The following is a 17,838-nucleotide window of genomic DNA, read 5'->3' on the forward strand; positions in this document are numbered from 1 at the left end:
AAATGTGTTTACAATCAGAGCTGAAGATGGGATGGAAAATCCTAGCGATATTACCCGAACAATCAGTAGCAACTTCGTAAGCGATGTGAACGCAACCAGCAGTAGTGGCCCAGCTGATGTACTAGGTAGTTATACAGCTACTTATACTGGGGACTTTACTGAACGTACACTGACTAAAGAAGCAACTATTCGTGTCATGGGTTATCTCTACCTGTCACAAGTGACCGATGTCTTTGATTTTGGTAATCAGCAAGTGACGGGCAGCACACAAACTTATTGGCCGGATAGAAGGGTCTATGATGCTAGTGAAACACCGGCAGATCCGGAATGGACAGCTCCGGGCTCGACAGATATTGTTGTCACGGATACTCGTGGAGATGGTTTAACTTGGGATTTATCAGTTCGGGAGGTTACTCCGCTGACTGATACTGTGAATAATCGCACTCTATCTGAAATGATGTACTATCAGAATTCATCTGCAAGTACGCCGCAAGCAATTACTAGCGCGGGAATCGATATTTTATCAGCAAGTAATGGCGTCTATACTTCTGCAGATTATATTGAAAACTACAATGTAACAAGTGGCTTTACGCTTCCAAGTAGCGGTACTGTTGTAGAAGGCTGGTCCGATGGTGAAAAAGGTGTGCAGCTGACTCTGCCTAGTGATGCTCAACGGACAGGTTCATACAGCGGTACGCTAGAATGGACCTTGACATATACTCCTTAATTTCCCATTTGTAAACCCTGAGGGAGGACATCCTTCCTCAGGAGTCTACAAAAATGGATTGTGATTAAAAAAATTAATATAACATTATTTTTGTTTTTGAATCATTCTTACTGATTTTTTTTACGCTTTTTGTTTAAAAAAATAATCAAATAAGTTAAAATGTATATGTATATATAAATAATATAAGCTTATAAAGTTATCAAGTGTGTTTATTCACACTTAATATACAACTCTTATGTAACTAAAGAGGCTCATCATTTCATTGAAGGGAGGCTGCTTGTTGGTTGTCTGACTTCTGCAGAAACACAAGAATGAATTTTTCATTAACTGCTGCAGGAAGTGATGTCTTAAGGGAACAGTAAGGTTGGGAGGGAAGAGTGGATGAAATGAAAAGTAAAAAATTAGTCCTCTTCGTTGGATTATTTGTTTTGTTGCTTGGTTTTTTTGGAGGGATGCAAAAGGTGGCAGCATCTGATGGAGCTGGTGGGCAGGTAACAGTTGAAGGTGGCATTACATTTTATGAAGATTCCAGTACAACTGTTAGCAGTTCAAATCAACTGCCTTCAACAGGTGGAAAACTACCGCAAACAGGTGAAATGATTCGTAATTACAGCCTAATTGGTGGTGCTGTAATTGTAGCATTGCTACTTCTTCTACTTTATCGCAGGAAAAAGGAAAAAGATAAAGAGGAGGGCCAATCATGAAAAGAGTAAGCAAACGCTTGACAGTCTTAACCCTTTTATTGCTTTCATCAGCGATGGTTGGCGGGGTATCAGCGCAAGCAACATCAGCGTCACATGATTTAGGAAATAGTGGTTCGGTCACCGTTGTCGGAACGGAAACGTCTGATTTAATCGATCCGGAAAACCCAACTGAAATTGTTGATCCCGGTGACGGCTACTCAACGACAGGACCTTTAAGAATTGATTTTATTTCTGATTTAGGTTTTGGCTTAGAACGAATTGGGACCACTGATCGAATTTATAATTCTTTAGCACAGCTGTTCCATTCAGATACTGAACCACGAGGCTATTATGTGCAGATTAGCGATTACCGGGAAGATGTTTCAGGTTGGCAGCTGCAGGTGAGTCAAGAAGGTCAATTTAGTAACAATGTAATCCAGAATACACAAGAACAAGAATTGCTTGGGGCAACATTATCATTTACTAATGGCTGGGCCAATACCAATGGCAGCGAAGATCCGGCAAATATTGTTATCACGAATGAAGCTATTGCGATTTCAGAAATGAATGCAAATTATACTGTCGCTGTGGCTGGAGAAGGTAGCGGTAAAGGTGTTTGGACCATAGCTTTTGGCGGGTCAGCAAACGCTGGCTATCAAAATAATAACTCCACAGGAACCTTAGCACCATTAGTAACAGCAGATGATGAAGCAGTGATGGATACGACCTTTAACAAACAGGCGTATAGTAATTCCGCAATTCAGTTAAGCGTACCAAATAACACAGTAATTTATCCGGTTCAGTACACGACCACTTTAAGATGGACTCTATTAGCTGGACCAGCGTAACACAATTTAATCTTTGGCATTTTGGGGTAACCCATTTGTAAATAAAAAAAACACATTTTTTAGGAGGAAGAAAAATGAAAGTAAGAACATTAAGTGCAGCTGCTTTATTAGCAGTATTGGGAGTAGCAACAGTAGCGCCAGTTGCAGCAAGTGCATCAGGTGGATCACATTCAATTCTAAATAGTGGAACTGTGACAGTTGGTGCCGGTACCATTGATCCAGGAACTGATCCGATTATCGATCCGGAAGATCCAGATAAAAGTATCGATCCAAATAATCCTGATATTGAAACTCCAACAGATGATCCTGGAAGTATTGGTATGGAGTATGTTTCGAAGCTTAAATTTGGTACCATTTCAGTTTCCGGTGCGGCTCAAAAAGTTCCAGCAGCTGCATTCACTGGTTATACAACTGAATGGGTTGTAAATCCAGACTATGACCCAGCTGATCCTACTACCGGCGACGAATACATTTGGCAAACAACAACAACTGAAGTTACTCGGGGTAATCTTGTAACTTGGGGAGACTTGACTGGTGAAAACTTAGGCTATAATATTACTGCTAAATTAACTACACAGTTTACTCAAGGTACAGGTGCTACAAACCCTGGCGCAGTATTAACCGGTTCATCATTAACTTATACCAATCCATTAATTGCTACTCGTCCTGATGCAGATGATCCTACTAATACCACAGGTGGTTTGGTTCCTACATCAACTTTCACATTGTACAATGATGGTAGCCAAGTTACTGCTGATCCGACACTAGCAGATGCTCAAACAGTTGTGACTGCAGCTGAAGGTCAAGGCGGAGGTAAATTCACATTAGAATTTGGACAAAGTGATACTTATTCTGGCTCTACTTCAGGAACTGCAGGAAGCTCAGTTAACTTAAATATTCCAGCAGCTACCTCTGCAAATATGGCAATCGGTGATTATGTAGCTGAAATTACTTGGACTATGAACTACACTTATAATCCAACAGCACCTTAATTAAAAGCAACTATTTTAATATTTATGAAACTGATGGGGCCTCTCCATCAGTTTCTCTATTTATAATGAAAATTAAGTGCATAAATGATTGAATTATAGCTATTTGATTGATAAAATAATATTAGAATAATAAAATGGCGGGTAAATAATATGATGATGTGCAAAAAAAACAAATTTTGTAAAGTATTAGGGTTATTTTTTCTATTAAGCTTATTTTTTTCTTTTGGGAATGCAAAGAGCGTGCAAGCAACAACCACTGACACTAGTTCAAATGGGTTTACTATTGAACCAGTATTTCCTGATAATCAAATCAATACCGGAATTAGTTATTTTGATTTAATGATGACACCTAGTCAGCAGCAAAAAGTTTCAATTAATATTACTAACGGTAATTCCGATTCGATTACGTTGGACTTGTCCTATAACTCTGCTAAAACTAATCGTAGCGGAGGAATTGAATACGGTGAATACAATATTGAAAACGATGCTTCTCTAGTTAATGATTTTGTGGATATTGTCACGGGTCCCGAATCAATCGAAATACCAGGTGGCGGTGAGACGCAATTGGAAGTATTGATTCAAATGCCGGAAGCAGCTTATGAAGGTGTTATTGCTGGTGGTTTAACTCTGACTCCGCGAGTCGATTCTTCAGAAAGTAGTTCTGATACAGGCGGTGGTAGTCGGGTAGAGAATGCGTATGCTTATGCTATATCTTTTTTGTTGAGAGAAAGTGATGTGGAGTTGCAACCTGATTTGCAATTTAGATCAGCTTTTGCAGCTACTCAGAATTATCGAAATACTATCTATATTAGCATATCAAACGTTATTGCGACATATGTTGCGGGCTTGACTCTAGATGCTCAAATCACTCAATCTGGTAGTGAGGGGAGTCTCGCAGCACTGCAATGAGTATGGCGCCGAACAGCTATATCAATTATCCTGTCAGTATGAATGGTGACCGCATGGAGCCTGGAATGTATACCGCCCATGTGACTGCCTATGCGGGTGGTCAGACCTGGGAGTTCACTGAGGACTTCGAGATAACTGAAGCAGAATCGGAGGAATACAATGCTCTTGACGTCGGCTTAGTCCAAGATTGTGGTCTCGATTGGCGTTTAATTGCCGCAATCGTTGCTGGCGTGGTAGTACTCTTAGGCCTGATTTTCTTAGTGATTAGACAAATTAAGAAAAATAAAAAGAAACAAGCAGATGAAGAAAAAGCTGCAAAACGCAAAAAGAAAAAGCGCGATGAGTAAAATAGATGGGGGATAGCCGATGACATTATTAGAATGGGGAATACTTATAGGCATCGCCGTCACCATTATTTTAGGCATATTAGCGGTCTTTAATTTGGTTCAATTTATCCTGCGAGCCAAAAAATTACGCAGCCTACCGAAAAAAAAGCCGAAGAATAAGAAGAAGCGTCGTCGTCTAATGCAGATGCGCAAAGAGCTGACCACTGGCCGTAAATCAGCTTTGAAGTTTATGATTATTTTCGTCATACTGGCAGGAGTTACTGGTGGCGGTACAGCTTACGCCACCCACTATCAATCCACCAATTTATCAGAAACAGATTCTGAATTGGTTGTTCAATCTTATCTGCTGTTACGAGATTTTGAAACGCAAATTCAAGCGTCTGGTAGTGAGTCAGCGGAACAAGATGCAGTCTCACGCAATATTCGTTACCTGACGACTAGTTTAGCCACTTATGGCAGTAAATTGGCTAGTACGGCCAACACTGTAGAAGGCCAAACCGTTTTAAATAAATATTACGCGGCAGTTGGGGAACTGGGGATGAATGCCAGCCGGGAAATCAATGAGTTTTATGGCAATCCAGAACTAGTTGCCACCTATGAAAGCGATATTGAGAAGATTAAAGCGCTAGAAGAAGTGGCCTATAGCTATTATCAGGTGGATCAGGCGGCGATTGATAGCCAAATTACTGAGCAGGAACAGGGACAAGAGTAAAAAAATGAATGACGATATGAAAGCCTAGCGCGGGGACGCTAGGCTTTTTTAAGACACTGACCTAGCAACTGTCAGTGTCGTAACTTTTCAGAAATGCAATTGTTTACAAGAAAAAGATATTGCGGATAACTACCAACACAATTAAATGTACCGGATAAAACAAGTAAAAGCCCCATTTCATCCAAGCAGGAGAATAACCGCGTTTGCCATTGTACATCAGCAGTAGTGGGATAACTAATAGACCGCCCCATGCAGTCATGATGATGCCCATCGGATAGCCGAGGGGATTGACCAAATACAGCTCAGTGTACATCTGATAAAAGAAAATAGCGCATGTATAAATGATTGGCACCGTTTTTCGCAGCAGGTCATTTTTAATCCGATAAAAGCCGTAGATAGTCAGAACCCCCATAAAGCCCCAATCAGAAAAATAAGTCAACAGGGCAAACACGAAGGCTAAAGGAATCTCTAGCCAAATCAGCTGGACCATATCGCAGATGATTATCAGCAAAAGTCCAATCATCAAGGTGAAAAAGATATTGTTAACTAAGTCGACAAGCTGAAACTCCCTTGAGGTGGAGTGGAATAGCAGGTAAAAGGGATAAATAGAAATTCCCCAGAATAGCGCCATCCTACCGAGATATTTCCACTTGTTACGGGTGTAATGGAATCCTTCTGCAACCATAAAGGCCATGATGGGAAAGGTCAAGCGGCCAATCCAGAGTGTTGCCTCATACATGCCCACAGACTGGGGAATAATCCACGGGGCAAAGCCACCGCCGATGTGATTAATTAACATAGCAATAATTGCAATTATTTTCAGAGTAAAACCATCAATTTTTTTCATTCTTCGTCCTCCCAGTAATATTTTAGCATAAATGAAACCATGAAAACTGAAATTTTCATGGTGATAACGATATTATTTTTGGGGATAGGTGAGATAGAATTCAAAAAATAGTTTTATATAGGTCTTAATGGAGAGAAAAATATTTTATTGCTATTTAGGTAGATGTCACGCTCTCTTTAAATTAATAGAACAAAAAATCGAGAAAAGAAGAACGCTCTTGAAAAAAAGAGATTAAATCATGAAAGCACTTCTCAAGTTTTAACTGTCTTTTTTTATTTTGTTGGGTTGTGTCGATGTAGCAATATAGTCAGATTCATAAAAATGGATTTGGGAGCTGATTTGCTAACGTAAGATAAATTCCGCATCAGCTTAAAAAAATTGAGATTTCGCTTAAAGCTGATTATATGAACATTAACCGTCCGTTGTAATAAAAAATCACAGGAATATAAAGAATAATTAAAGATTTTTTGTGAGTCGGGATAACAAGTTTTCTTGACTATTTTCAATAGTGTTTATAATCTTGCCGGTCTTGATTTCAATGACCGTTACTATTTACGGCTATCATTTAATGTATTTAGTTATTTAATTATTTTGCTGGGAAGTAATTGGCAAAAAAATAATAAATTTGGAAGTTTTTGTAATTGTTGTACAAGTAATGAGAAACTTGATTTTTATTATAAATAATGTATGCTACAAGTGGATTATATATTAATCAGATGAAATTATTCTATTGAAAAACATGTTATATAATAATAAAGGTTAATTATTTTGTTTGAGAAAGCATATGCATATTAAGATAAATTTTTTAGCAGTAAAGCATATTGATTCACACCTTCGGGGCCAGTACGCATGACAATTACACAGCCACGCTAAACTGGACTTTTGTCACCGAAGTCAATTAAGTAAGTGTCGGTTGTAGAGGAGAGCTCATTCTATTGATTTAGGAATATAGTTTGGGCTTCGTCGTTGATAATGGCGCTTAAAGAAAAAATTCCATCCTCATAGTCATATTTGAAGATGGCACAGTTGCCAATCCTTTTTTTATTGATGGGAATGTCCGCGTCTCTGCGCAGTTCGGGAATACTGTGGTCGTCCCAGTATTTCCTGAACTGACCGCAAAAAGCACCATGACTCATGGCTAAAACTGTCGTGACCTCAGGATCACTCATTAGTTGCTCGCAGGTTTGGATAGTTCGCTGCTGGAATTCTTTTTCCTCTTCACCGCCATAGTTTGCAAAAAAATCACGATAGGGTAATGGCGGATTTAAGTCTTCACTTTCGCCTTCAAAAAGTCCAAAGTTCCATTCTTTTAGACCTTTGAGGCGTGTATAAGGCTGATTGCTGATAATTTCCAGTGTGTCACAGGCTCTCTCAGATGTAGAGCTGTATAATTTATCAAACGTCAAGTTAGCTTTTTTGATATATTCACCAGCTAGGGCCGCTTGTTCCCGTCCCAGTTCAGTTAAAGGTGCATCACACCACCCTTGGATTTTTTTCCGTACATTAAAAAGCGTCTGAGCGTGGCGCATTAAGTAAAATGTTTTTTTCAATTCTGAAACCTCCTAGTTTTTAATTAAGTAAGTTACATATACTGATAATTTTACTAGTCTTTTTTAGAAATGCTAGCAGGTTATTTTCTTCAAAAGAACTGTAGAATTGATTGTCAGTGGGAGCATCCAGAACTTTATTAATGTCCTAATGAAAGTGTTTATAAATATCTAGTTTGATTTTTCAAATAGCTAAATTTATGAAGGAGGAGTTTTAAGTGGACTTTGTTGAAGTCGCAGAAAGAATTGCCAAAGAAGCCTACCACAATCAGGTGGACAATCAAGGGTATCCGTATTTTATCCATACGAAGGCGGTGGCGACCTTATGCAGCAAGCCGAATGAAAAAGCGGTAGCCTACCTGCATGATGTTTTGGAATATACATCTTTGACAATAGCTGACTTGAAGGCTTCTGCTATTCCACAAAAAGTCATTGATGCCGTCGTAGTTTTAACTAGAAGAGAAGAGGAGACGCTCTTTGAGTATTTAGAGCGGATTAAAAAAAATAACTTGGCGATGGTTATTACGCTAGCTAGCATTGATTTGCGCATCGAAGCGGCCCACACAAAAGACTTCACCACGCAAGATTTTGTACGTGTTGAGCGTTATCAACAAGCCCGCCGCTATCTTTTGGATGAGTTATAGGTAGTGGCGAGGCTGTGTTGATTTATCTCATGCAATATCTATCTGACGGCGAAATTTCAATAGTACACAAACAGTAGCAGACCCCTTATTTTCTTTCCTCCAGTAACACTAATTCGTGTAAAGCCCGTGTTGCGGCAATATAGAGAAAATGCGAATCGCTATTATTGGCTTGAGTCATGGGTAAGATAACCATGTCAAATTCTAAACCTTTAGCAAACTGTTGACTAGTTAATACGATTGGTTGTGTGATTGCACTAGAATCCTCGGTAACAATCTGAACAGTATCATCAGCTATTTGTGTGGCTAGCTCTTGGACTTGATTGGCATTTTGGCAAATAATGCCACAAGTTTGCCAGGGCCCTTTTTCAAAGTGTCGCAGCTGCTCTTTAATTTGCAGATGAAGTGGCTGTGAGCTTTGCAGGCGAGAAACAGGTTTTCCGTGACGATCAAGAGGTTCAAGAGTGTTTGGCGGGAGAAAATTTTGGGCAAATTGAACGATTTCAAAAGTCGAGCGATAGCTTTTCTTTAAAAAGAAAAGCTTAGGCTGGTCTAAGAGGCCAGCTAATTGTTGTAAAAAATCTTCTTCTTTAGAAATTAAAGTTTGCTGAATGTCACCACAATAAATTTTGCGGGCAGTAAATAATCGTTGGAGAATTTTAAACTGTAGCAGCGAATAATCTTGCATTTCATCAACGACTAGATATTTAACTGATTTGTCCACTGTTAGTCCAGTAAAGTAATGTTCGATGAAGAGTAGCGGGTATAAGTCGCTGCTCTTCACAATTTTAGTCTTGAGGTGAAAGTTCTTATCCAGCGTAGCTAGAAACTTTTGATAGGTTGCTAATGAATCTGAATAGGCTAATCGTTTAGTGAATTCTTTTTGGATAATCTGTTGCTGCTGAAGCCTTTTTTTACCAGTAAAGCCTTTGGTTAATAGAACGCTGGCTTTTTGAATGAGCTGCAAGAGGGGCACATCTTCTGAGAATATATTCTGCAATTCGACAATTGAAGCTGTCAATTCAGAGGTAATCAGGGGTGTTTCCCACAATTTTGAGCGCTGATTATCCAAAAAAATTTCTAGGCTTAGGGCAAATTTTTCAGACTGCTTATAACGATAGACCTGACTTTCTGAGCTATCTGGGTCATTTAGAACCTGACTAAGCTCTTGTTGTAATGACTGATGGACAGTCAGATTGTAGTTTTTTAGTGCTAGCTCCTCAAAGGAGAGCTGGCGCAAATCGTGTTCGCCAAGCTCAGGTAAGACGCTGGCAATATAATTAGCAAACACTTTATTGGGTGATAAAATCAGAACATTTTCTGATTTTAGATTTTCCCTCTCTTGATAAAGTAGATAGGCCAAGCGATGCAGGGCAATGGCCGTTTTTCCAGAACCGGCCACTCCTTGGATGATGATGTCAGTGGTAGGAGCTTGGCGAATAATCTGGTTTTGTTCTTTTTGAATCGTCTGAACAATTGTTTTCATTTGGTGGTTGCTAGCTTTGTTGAGGGTCTCGTTTAGAAAAAGATCGCTGAGGCCATCTTCCACAGGATACATTTTTAGCAGTTGGCCGGCTTGTATATCAAATTGGATTTTTTCTAAATTTTCACCTGTAAAGCTGATGCCATTGACTTGGTAGTGGCTGTCTCCTGTTCCAAAATCATAATATAATGCGGAAATAGGTGCCCGCCAATCATAGATGTATTGCTGATCAAAATCATCTGAAAGACCGTAACGACCAATGTAAAAATTGTCAGCTTCGGCTTCATCTGAAAAACGAAACACAACTTTGGCAAAATAGGGCGTTTGTTTTTGGTAATGAAGCTTTTCTGTTTGTTTCGTCTCTAGAATGCTGCGGGAATCCAGTAATTTTAGATTTTGTTGCTGATGATAAACTTCATATTTATCGAGTTCATGACTATAATCTACCGTATATTTTTTAATACTACGGTAATCAGACTCATTTTGCAGCAGGGATAATTCTAAATTCCCGATTTTCTTTTCGATGGTTTGCACAACGGTTTTTAAATATTTTTTTTCAGTTGAAAGTGTCATCTTCATCCCTCCAAAGGTTATGGTATCATGAGAAGAGAAGTCTGGTGGTTAAGTGGAGGGTTAGAAAATGAGCACCTATACAACAATGCAGATAGCCCAAGCTGTTGATTTGCATCCGAACACGGTCAGAAAATATGAGGAATGGCAACTGTTGCCACCACCTAAGCGTCAAGCAAATGGTTATCGAGTTTATACAGAATATCATTTGACCTTGATTCGGCTGATTCGTATTGGATACAGCGTGGAAATTATCCATGGCAATTTACGCAGAAAAGTAACGGAAGTTATCCAAAAGTTAGCGGAGTATGATTTTGTCGACGCGGAAAAAAAGCTTGCTGAGTATCTGGTTTTGTTGAGGAATGAAAAAATCAAGGCGCAAGAAGCCATTAATTTGATCTCCGATAATTTACAGGAGCAAACTCAAGAAAAACAAGTAACCTTTTCAAGAAAGCAAGCGGCGGATTATTTAGAAATAACCATTGATACTCTGCGAAACTGGGAGCTGAATGGTCTTGTAGAAGTCCCTCGTCAAGAGAACGGCTATCGGAGCTATAATGCGGCGGTGATGAAGCAACTTAAAATAATTCGCACACTGCGAAATGCCAATTATTCCCTTAGTGGGATTTTACGTCTTATGCAGGCTCTCAAAGACAATGGTGAGATGAACTCTCAGGAAATTACCCAGACATTGAACCAGTTGAGTGAGCAAGAATACATCCATTCAGTTTGCGATACTTTATTGCTCTCATTAGATAAAGCTCAACGTAACTCCGAGGTGATAAAGGACTTGATGGGAAAATTAGCTGTGCTAAAAGCGGAAAATGAAAATTCTTCAAAAAGAACCCAAGCTGCTCATTAAAGCGAGCTGCTTGGGTTTTTGTTTGTTATTATATGAATTTTTTAACGCCAGCCTAAGCCCGGTGCCACATCTTTTACGATGGTTTCAAGTAAATGCATGTTGTATTCGACACCTAAAGTATTGGGAATGGTAATCAGCACGGTATCTGCTTCTTTAATCGCTTCATCTTCAGCTAATTCCTTCACCAATTTGTCTGGTTCACCAGCAAAGGTACGCCCAAAAATAGTTGGATTGCGATGATAAGCTAAAAAGCCGACTTGATCATACTGAGAATCATCCTCTTGACCAAACAAGCGCAAATCCAAGTCAGTTGTAATTGGCTGAATTGAACGGGTTACTAAAGTTCTAGGTTCAAAATTATGACCAGCTTTTTTCCACGCTTCTTTATAAGCTCGCAACTGTTTGGCTTGTTGAATATGGAAGGGCTCATTAGTTTCATTGTTCACTAAGGTTGAAGATTGCAAATTCATCCCTTGTTGCGCCGCCCAGATGGCAGTTTCTGTCGAACCAGCGCCCCACCAAATCCGTTGACGCAGGCCTTCTGAATAAGGTTCAATCCGCAGTTTTCCAGGAGCTTGAGGAAACATCGGCATAGGATTAGGCTCAGCGAAAGGCTTGCCTTCAATTAAGTCTAAAAATTCTAAAGTTCTTTGCCGAGCGATTTCTTTGATTTCTTCCTCAGAATAATCATAACCGAAATATTGCCAACCATCTAAAACTTGTTCAGGTGAACCGCGGCCAACGCCCAACTCCACGCGACCTTGAGTAATAACATCCGTTAAGCCGGCATTTTCTGCCATGTAATAAGGATTTTCGTAGCGCATGTCAATCAAGCCGGTGCCAATTTCAATCTTACTAGTTTTAGCGCCAATCGCAGAAAGCAATGGAAACGGCGAACCAATTTGCGGTGCAAAATGATGGACCCGATACCAAGCACCGTCAATGCCGATTTTTTCGGCTTCAACTGCCAGTTCAATTGATTGCAAATAAGCATCGCTTGCCGTCTTAACCAAAGAACCTTGCTCCATCCAATGACCAAAACTTAAGAAACCAATTTTTTTCATCTGTGTGACCTCCTTTATTTTCAACGCATCTTTAAATAACTTGAGCCCATCTTACTACGATTCTAAGAAAAAAACGAATAATTGTTCTCGAAGACGGGGATTGGTGGTTTTAAAGGGAATTTATTTGTAATAAAGCAGGAGATGAATGGTGAAATTTCAGATTTTATGCTTATTTTTTTGATTAAATAAGAAAAATTGTAGGAATGTTTTTTGGGGGAGAGGACTGATTCATTCTCTAAGATTTTCAAATAATTGAAATCGCAGATGATAAAATATTGCAAAAAATTGATTATTAGAACGAAGTTAGAATATACATGATTGGGGAAAAATTTATTAATACAATACGGTTTCTGAAGTCATACTAGTTAAATTTTATCGGAGAGCCTTTATTCAAGGTTGCTGTGAGAGAAGCTGATGAGGAGATAGCTTTGATTTGGACAGAAAACTATGGTCCAAACCAAAGCTTTTCATGGGGATACACCATGAGAATAGCTAACTTTACTTTAATTGAAACTCAATTTCTTTTTGGAAGCCCTTCTGGTTACTAGGGCTTTTAAAATGAAAAATCATTTTGAACTGCGTTTCAGGGGTGAAGGCTTGGCTGGTGCCAGCTTCTGAAAAGTCAAAATTATTTTGATAGCTTTCACCTGGCTGAATTGTGGTTAGTAAGTAGATGGCACTTTTGCCCATAAAAATGGGTTGCCATTGTTGCTCTTGTAAGTATAATTCTTCTGTATCAGATAAAATGATGTCGATATTTTCCTCTGAACTATTTGAGATGAAAATACTACCTGCAAACATATTTGTCGAACTTTTTTCGAAAACAAGACTGAGCTGTGGTGCCGTTTCACTCGAATTGGTAGTCAAATTGTAATTACTTTGGTGAGTCGAAGCATTACTTTCTGTTGGTTCTGATGTGTTTTTGCAACCTGTTAGAACTAAACTCGCTAAGAGCAACAGTGAAATTGGCTTTTTCAAATTTGACCTCCTAAGGGTTTGTCTGAGTTGGTTTGATTTCAGTATAGCATTGAAATTTAGGGAAGAGAGGCACATATTCTTAAATGAGAATAATTAGGGGATTAGTCCAGTTCTGATACGGAAGCAGAAAAAATTTTAGTCATAATAGACTCAATCGAGCATTAAGGTTACGAGGCAGACTATTTCAAATTAGGCATGGTTAAAGCAAAGCGGATAAATCTGTAGGGCTTTTAAGGATGTTACTGTTGGCAATAAAAGCCTTACAGGACAGATGCAAAACTTTTTAAAACAAAATAGGTAATAAGGGACTATGATGAAATGATTTAGGAATTATTAATAACAGGTAGGGGTAAACGGGAAGTATATGTTCGTGAGTTAAACCAGCTACGAGTAAAACGACAATATATTTTGGGATAAACATAAAAAAGATTATCTATAAATCGCATAGATACAATATTTTAAATGATTCAGTAAAATATTATCTATTTAACACAAAAAGATTTTTATTTTTGAAATTTACTTTCCATCAAAATGAAAAGATGTTAAAGTTATAATTGGTAAAACAAAAAAAGGATAGGGGATTTTTTATGAAAAGTAAAAAGATGATTGGGTTAACTCTAGTAACACTATTGGCGCCGACTTTTTTAAATGCTCATGTGGCTTTTGCCGATTCAGCAGAAGTTGCACAACCGGAGGAAGTAACCACAGCACCAGTGACAGATACAACTTCGGCGGCCGTGGCGGCTGAAACACCTCAAGCCACACCAGAAGTAGCACAAACTGAACCAACACCGGACACAACAGTAACAACACCTTCTACTGAAGAGACAGTGCCACCAGTTGTTGAAGAAACAACTCCTTCAGTTGAAGAAGAGGTAGCAGAAACCACACCATCTGCAGTAACACCAGCTGAAAACAATTCTTCAACTGATGCTTCAGCGGAAGTGGTTGTTCCAACTGAAACGGAGGAGACTCCTACACCTGCACCAGCTTTACCAATCCCACCAGTGACCGGTGAGGACGCTGATTCGCCAATGATTAAGGTAGCACCACAAAAAACTTTAGAGTATAAGAGTGTATTTAATCCATTGGAGGGTGTATTCGCAATAGATGGTGATGGGACAGATCTTACTAGTCAAATCAAAGTCGTTTCGAATACGGTTGATACTAGCGTTCCGACTGGCGAAGACGATGCTCCTTATGAAGTAGTTTATTCAGTTACCAACGCCGCAGGAAAAACGACTACAGCAACTGTTGAAGTTTTTGTTGCGCCAGAAAATGTTGGTTTTCTAAGTGTCTCACCTTTTAGTGTCACAGTCGCACAGGGCGGGGATTATCAACAAGAAATTACCGAAAACATTGTTGTATTAGACCCTTACGGAAATGTCGCTCCAAGCAGTGATTATGTACTGAACTTTGTTGGAGGAATTTATGCCGGTGAGCCTGGAAGTTATCAAGTTACTGTATTAGTTTATTCAACAAAATACGGAACCTTAACTGAAGCTGTTGTTACGATTAATGTGATAAAAGGTTTGAATTTAACAGCGTCTGATCAAACATTATATGTAGGCCAAACTTTTGAGCCAATGGCCAACGTTACTGCAACTGAAATTAGGAAAGATGGCTCAACAGTTACACTAGGAGCGTATGATGGAAATACTGATACAGGAATTTCGTACACAGGTAATGTAGATACAACAACAGCAGGAGTTTATCCAGTAACCTACAGTGCAAAAAATTCTGCTGGGGTTATTGAGTCTAAGACAGTTAATATTACTGTAGAAAAAAGAGTACCAACCATCATTGTCGCTGACCAAACAGTTTATCAAGATCAAGTGATTGATGATGCTACAATCTGGAGCTGGGCTACAATTTCAGATCCTGTAGATTCAGCAGAAGATTTGACTAAGTCATACACGATTACCCCGATTAGCGTCATGCGTGCGGGCTCGATTGACACTACAACAGTGGGTGCTGCTTATACCGTTGAATATACTGTAACGAACACAGCTGGAGAAGTTGCGACTGAATCTATCACCGTGACTGTAGCTGAACGTGTTGCAACAATTAATGCTACAGACCAAGTAGTCGGCATTGGAGATGTTGTCGATGACGAAACTATTTTAGGTTGGGCGACTGCCAGTGATGTTGTCGATGGCGATAACTTACCAGTAACTGAATATACAGTTGTTGGCGGAGAAACGATTGATACTTCTGTTCCGGGTAGTACGTATACTGTCATCTACACCTACACAAACTCTGCTGGAAACGTAGCAAATAAAACAATCACCGTGACTGTTGCAGAATTACCAGTTCCAACAATTGTAGCTGAAGACAGAGTAATGTATATTGGGGACACTATCACTGAAGAAATGGTTCTTGGCTGGGCTGAAACTACCAATGCTGAGTATATTTCATTTGAAATTATTGGTGACGGCATTCCTTATGATCCGGCAACTAACACATTAGTTGAAGCTGGAGAATACCAAATTAAGTTTACGGCTTATTCTGGTATGGGAACTGCGTATGAACAGACAGCTGAAACAACAATGACCTTAACTGTTAAAGAGAAAGAAAATGCTACGGTTACTACCCCAGTGGATAATAAAACAAACACAACCACCAAAACAGTAACTAGCGGCAAAAAACCTTTACCAGCAACTGGTGAAAAAGAAAGCAGCATGATGGCAACAGTATTAGGGCTGACATTATTAGCCGGTGTTTACTTTATGAAGAAAAAAAGAGAAGACGAGTTTAACTTATTTTAAGAAAGACTCAATGATACCGTAGAAATTTGAAACCCCCAAGTAAAATCTATTAGATTTTACTTGGGGGTTTTTTGATAAACATTGGAAGATAATTATTGTCGGGTTGGGATGGAATGGTGATGAGATCTTTGGTATATAGGGGAGATGCTCTCCTGCTACTATTCCCACTCAATTTTTCTGGTGGGGAATATGGAGCGAAATGCTTTAAAATCAACGTTTATCAAAGCATATAAAGCGAATAAAACGATATGAATTAAAAATAAAGTGCAATCGTGGTGCAATGGAAACTAATCTGAGTCGTGTGAATCTGTGCAAATTAAATAACAAGCTTCAATGTTCAAGGGGATAATATATGTATTTATTCCCTTTTTCCTTTTTTCAAAATTAATCAGTTCTCAAATGAAATGCATATTCCCATACTTAAAATGATTATGGTAAAATCATGATCATAATCAATTTTGTGTATAGATTGATAGTTGACAAGCATATTTCTAACTAATGTCGAACATTTTAAATATTGAAAAAGGGACTATGTAGAGCAGACTATATCATGACTAAAGAAGTATTAATTAGACGAGTTATTTTATAGTTGGTTTTAAAAAGGAGAATGGTATATGTCAGTTTTGCTACTCACGATTATTTTTATCGGATTTATAGTTGTTTTATTTAGAGAACACATAATTGATTTTATCAGCTATCTTAGTTGGAAGAAAAGAATTGAAGGTACTCACGATTATGATCAGTCTGTCATAAGAGATTTGCTGATAAAGCTCGGAGAGAATGCTTTTTCATTGAGTGGTGAGACTTTACCATACGGTAGAGCCAAGTGGTTTATAAATTCTGTAGATTCGTTTAATGAAAAAACTGCGGCTGAAGATTTAGACTTTTTTGGCTATTCTCCAGTTCGTAGCAAAACAGAGCTTGAGTTTCAAGAGTATGGTCTTTTACTTACTCAAGATGGTCTCTTTTTCAATGAACAACTAGAAGAAAAAGAGGAGAATACAAAGGAATTTAAAACAAATAGTATCATGTTACCTTTTGAGGGGTTGTGGAAAGTAAAGATCAGTTCAGAAAGCTCTGAACTAAAATTTTTATACTTCAATGGGAGATCTAAAAGGATTAAATTAGGAAATAATGTCTTATTTGCTCAGGCATTAGCAGATGGTATACAGGGTATAATTGATACAGGATATACCAATGATTTGAAGACAGGAGATATCAGAAAAAAGCTATCCCAAGATATAAAAGTTTTTGGACATACATCAGAACAGTTTGATTTTGCTGCATCAATTGGTGCTGCCAGTTCGATATATACAGGATTAGGAGATCATTTACATGAGAAACAAATAAATTCTATTGTAAGTGCAAATATGGGACATGGGCATGCGGCGGAATACGCAAATAATCTTATAGATAGTATCAAACATCCTTTTTCTAAGGTTGAACAGGTTGGACAAAATAATGCAAAAAACGGTGCAGATAGAGTTGTTGGATTGGATTTTATTCAAACTAAATATTGCAATAGTGCCAGAAACTCGGTAAATGCGGCATTTGCTAAAAAATCAGATGGAGGTCAATACCGTTATGGAGGAATGCAATTAGAAGTTCCCAAAGACCAATACAATGAAGCAGTGAAAATAATGGAGCAACGCATTTGTGAAGGAAAAGTTGAAGGATATGATAATCCCAAAGATGCAAGCAAAATAATTCGCAAGGGGAATGTTACTTATCAAGAGGCAAAACTAATAGCAAAAGGGGGCAATATAGTTTCCTTAAAATATGATGCTATATGTTCCGTCTTTAATTGAAAAGTTTGAATCAATTGAAAAATACTTAGGTTATCCAAGAGAAGTAATAAAA

At 38.5% G+C, this 17,838-nt stretch carries 14 protein-coding genes and 1 pseudogene; 10 read left to right on the forward strand and 5 right to left on the reverse strand.

Features of this window, described 5'->3' with window-relative positions; translation table 11 throughout:
* Positions 1–4: 4 nt before the first annotated feature.
* The 6 genes and pseudogenes from ACYSNU_RS00285 to ACYSNU_RS00310 all read left to right on the forward strand — a co-directional run bounded on the left by ACYSNU_RS00285 (position 5) and on the right by ACYSNU_RS00310 (position 5,218).
* On the forward strand, positions 5–727 hold the full coding sequence (locus tag ACYSNU_RS00285; protein WP_461735259.1) for a WxL domain-containing protein: 723 nt from the start codon (positions 5–7) through the stop codon (positions 725–727).
* A 386-nt stretch (positions 728–1,113) separates the two neighbouring features.
* Positions 1,114–1,431, forward strand: a complete 318-nt coding sequence (locus tag ACYSNU_RS00290) for an LPXTG cell wall anchor domain-containing protein (protein ID WP_461735747.1) — start codon at positions 1,114–1,116, stop codon at positions 1,429–1,431.
* On the forward strand, positions 1,428–2,258 hold the full coding sequence (locus ACYSNU_RS00295; RefSeq protein WP_461735260.1) for a WxL domain-containing protein: 831 nt from the start codon (positions 1,428–1,430) through the stop codon (positions 2,256–2,258). The genes ACYSNU_RS00290 and ACYSNU_RS00295 overlap by 4 nt, the downstream gene beginning before the upstream one ends.
* A 74-nt stretch (positions 2,259–2,332) precedes the next feature.
* A complete protein-coding gene (locus ACYSNU_RS00300; protein WP_461735261.1) occupies positions 2,333–3,250 on the forward strand; it encodes a WxL domain-containing protein in 918 nt (305 codons plus the stop codon).
* Between the two features lie 156 nt (positions 3,251–3,406).
* Positions 3,407–4,506: pseudogene (locus tag ACYSNU_RS00305) on the forward strand (DUF916 and DUF3324 domain-containing protein).
* Between the two features lie 19 nt (positions 4,507–4,525).
* Positions 4,526–5,218, forward strand: a complete 693-nt coding sequence (locus ACYSNU_RS00310; RefSeq protein WP_461735262.1) for a hypothetical protein — start codon at positions 4,526–4,528, stop codon at positions 5,216–5,218.
* Between the two features lie 103 nt (positions 5,219–5,321).
* Here ACYSNU_RS00310 and ACYSNU_RS00315 read toward each other — a convergent pair whose 3' ends face one another.
* Positions 5,322–6,065, reverse strand: a complete 744-nt coding sequence (locus ACYSNU_RS00315; RefSeq protein ID WP_461735263.1) for a TraX family protein — start codon at positions 6,063–6,065, stop codon at positions 5,322–5,324.
* A gap of 932 nt (positions 6,066–6,997) precedes the next feature.
* Entirely contained in the window at positions 6,998–7,615 is a 618-nt protein-coding gene (locus ACYSNU_RS00320; protein ID WP_461735264.1) for a histidine phosphatase family protein, read from the reverse strand.
* A gap of 215 nt (positions 7,616–7,830) precedes the next feature.
* Between ACYSNU_RS00320 and ACYSNU_RS00325 the strand changes: the two genes are divergently transcribed.
* Entirely contained in the window at positions 7,831–8,256 is a 426-nt protein-coding gene (locus ACYSNU_RS00325) for an SRPBCC family protein (RefSeq protein WP_461735265.1), read from the forward strand.
* An 85-nt stretch (positions 8,257–8,341) separates the two neighbouring features.
* On the opposite strand, the gene ACYSNU_RS00330 is transcribed toward ACYSNU_RS00325, so the two are convergent.
* Positions 8,342–10,309, reverse strand: coding sequence for a HelD family protein (locus ACYSNU_RS00330; RefSeq protein WP_461735266.1), 1,968 nt, complete (start codon positions 10,307–10,309; stop codon positions 8,342–8,344).
* Between the two features lie 67 nt (positions 10,310–10,376).
* Here ACYSNU_RS00330 and ACYSNU_RS00335 point away from each other — a divergent pair, with 67 nt between their 5' ends.
* Positions 10,377–11,168, forward strand: a complete 792-nt coding sequence (locus tag ACYSNU_RS00335; protein WP_461735267.1) for a MerR family transcriptional regulator — start codon at positions 10,377–10,379, stop codon at positions 11,166–11,168.
* A 41-nt stretch (positions 11,169–11,209) separates the two neighbouring features.
* Here ACYSNU_RS00335 and ACYSNU_RS00340 read toward each other — a convergent pair whose 3' ends face one another.
* Complete coding sequence (locus ACYSNU_RS00340) at positions 11,210–12,232, reverse strand: LLM class flavin-dependent oxidoreductase (RefSeq protein WP_461735268.1); 1,023 nt, start codon at positions 12,230–12,232, stop codon at positions 11,210–11,212.
* A 498-nt stretch (positions 12,233–12,730) separates the two neighbouring features.
* Positions 12,731–13,210 (reverse strand): hypothetical protein, encoded by a 480-nt coding sequence (locus ACYSNU_RS00345; RefSeq protein ID WP_461735269.1) that lies wholly within the window; start codon positions 13,208–13,210, stop codon positions 12,731–12,733.
* A gap of 587 nt (positions 13,211–13,797) precedes the next feature.
* Here ACYSNU_RS00345 and ACYSNU_RS00350 point away from each other — a divergent pair.
* Both ACYSNU_RS00350 and ACYSNU_RS00355 read left to right on the forward strand, forming a co-directional pair.
* Entirely contained in the window at positions 13,798–15,978 is a 2,181-nt protein-coding gene (locus tag ACYSNU_RS00350; protein WP_461735270.1) for a bacterial Ig-like domain-containing protein, read from the forward strand.
* Between the two features lie 614 nt (positions 15,979–16,592).
* Entirely contained in the window at positions 16,593–17,786 is a 1,194-nt protein-coding gene (locus ACYSNU_RS00355; protein WP_461735271.1) for a hypothetical protein, read from the forward strand.
* The last annotated feature ends 52 nt before the right edge of the window (positions 17,787–17,838 follow it).

It is taken from the genome of Enterococcus sp. LJL120 (assembly GCF_054871765.1).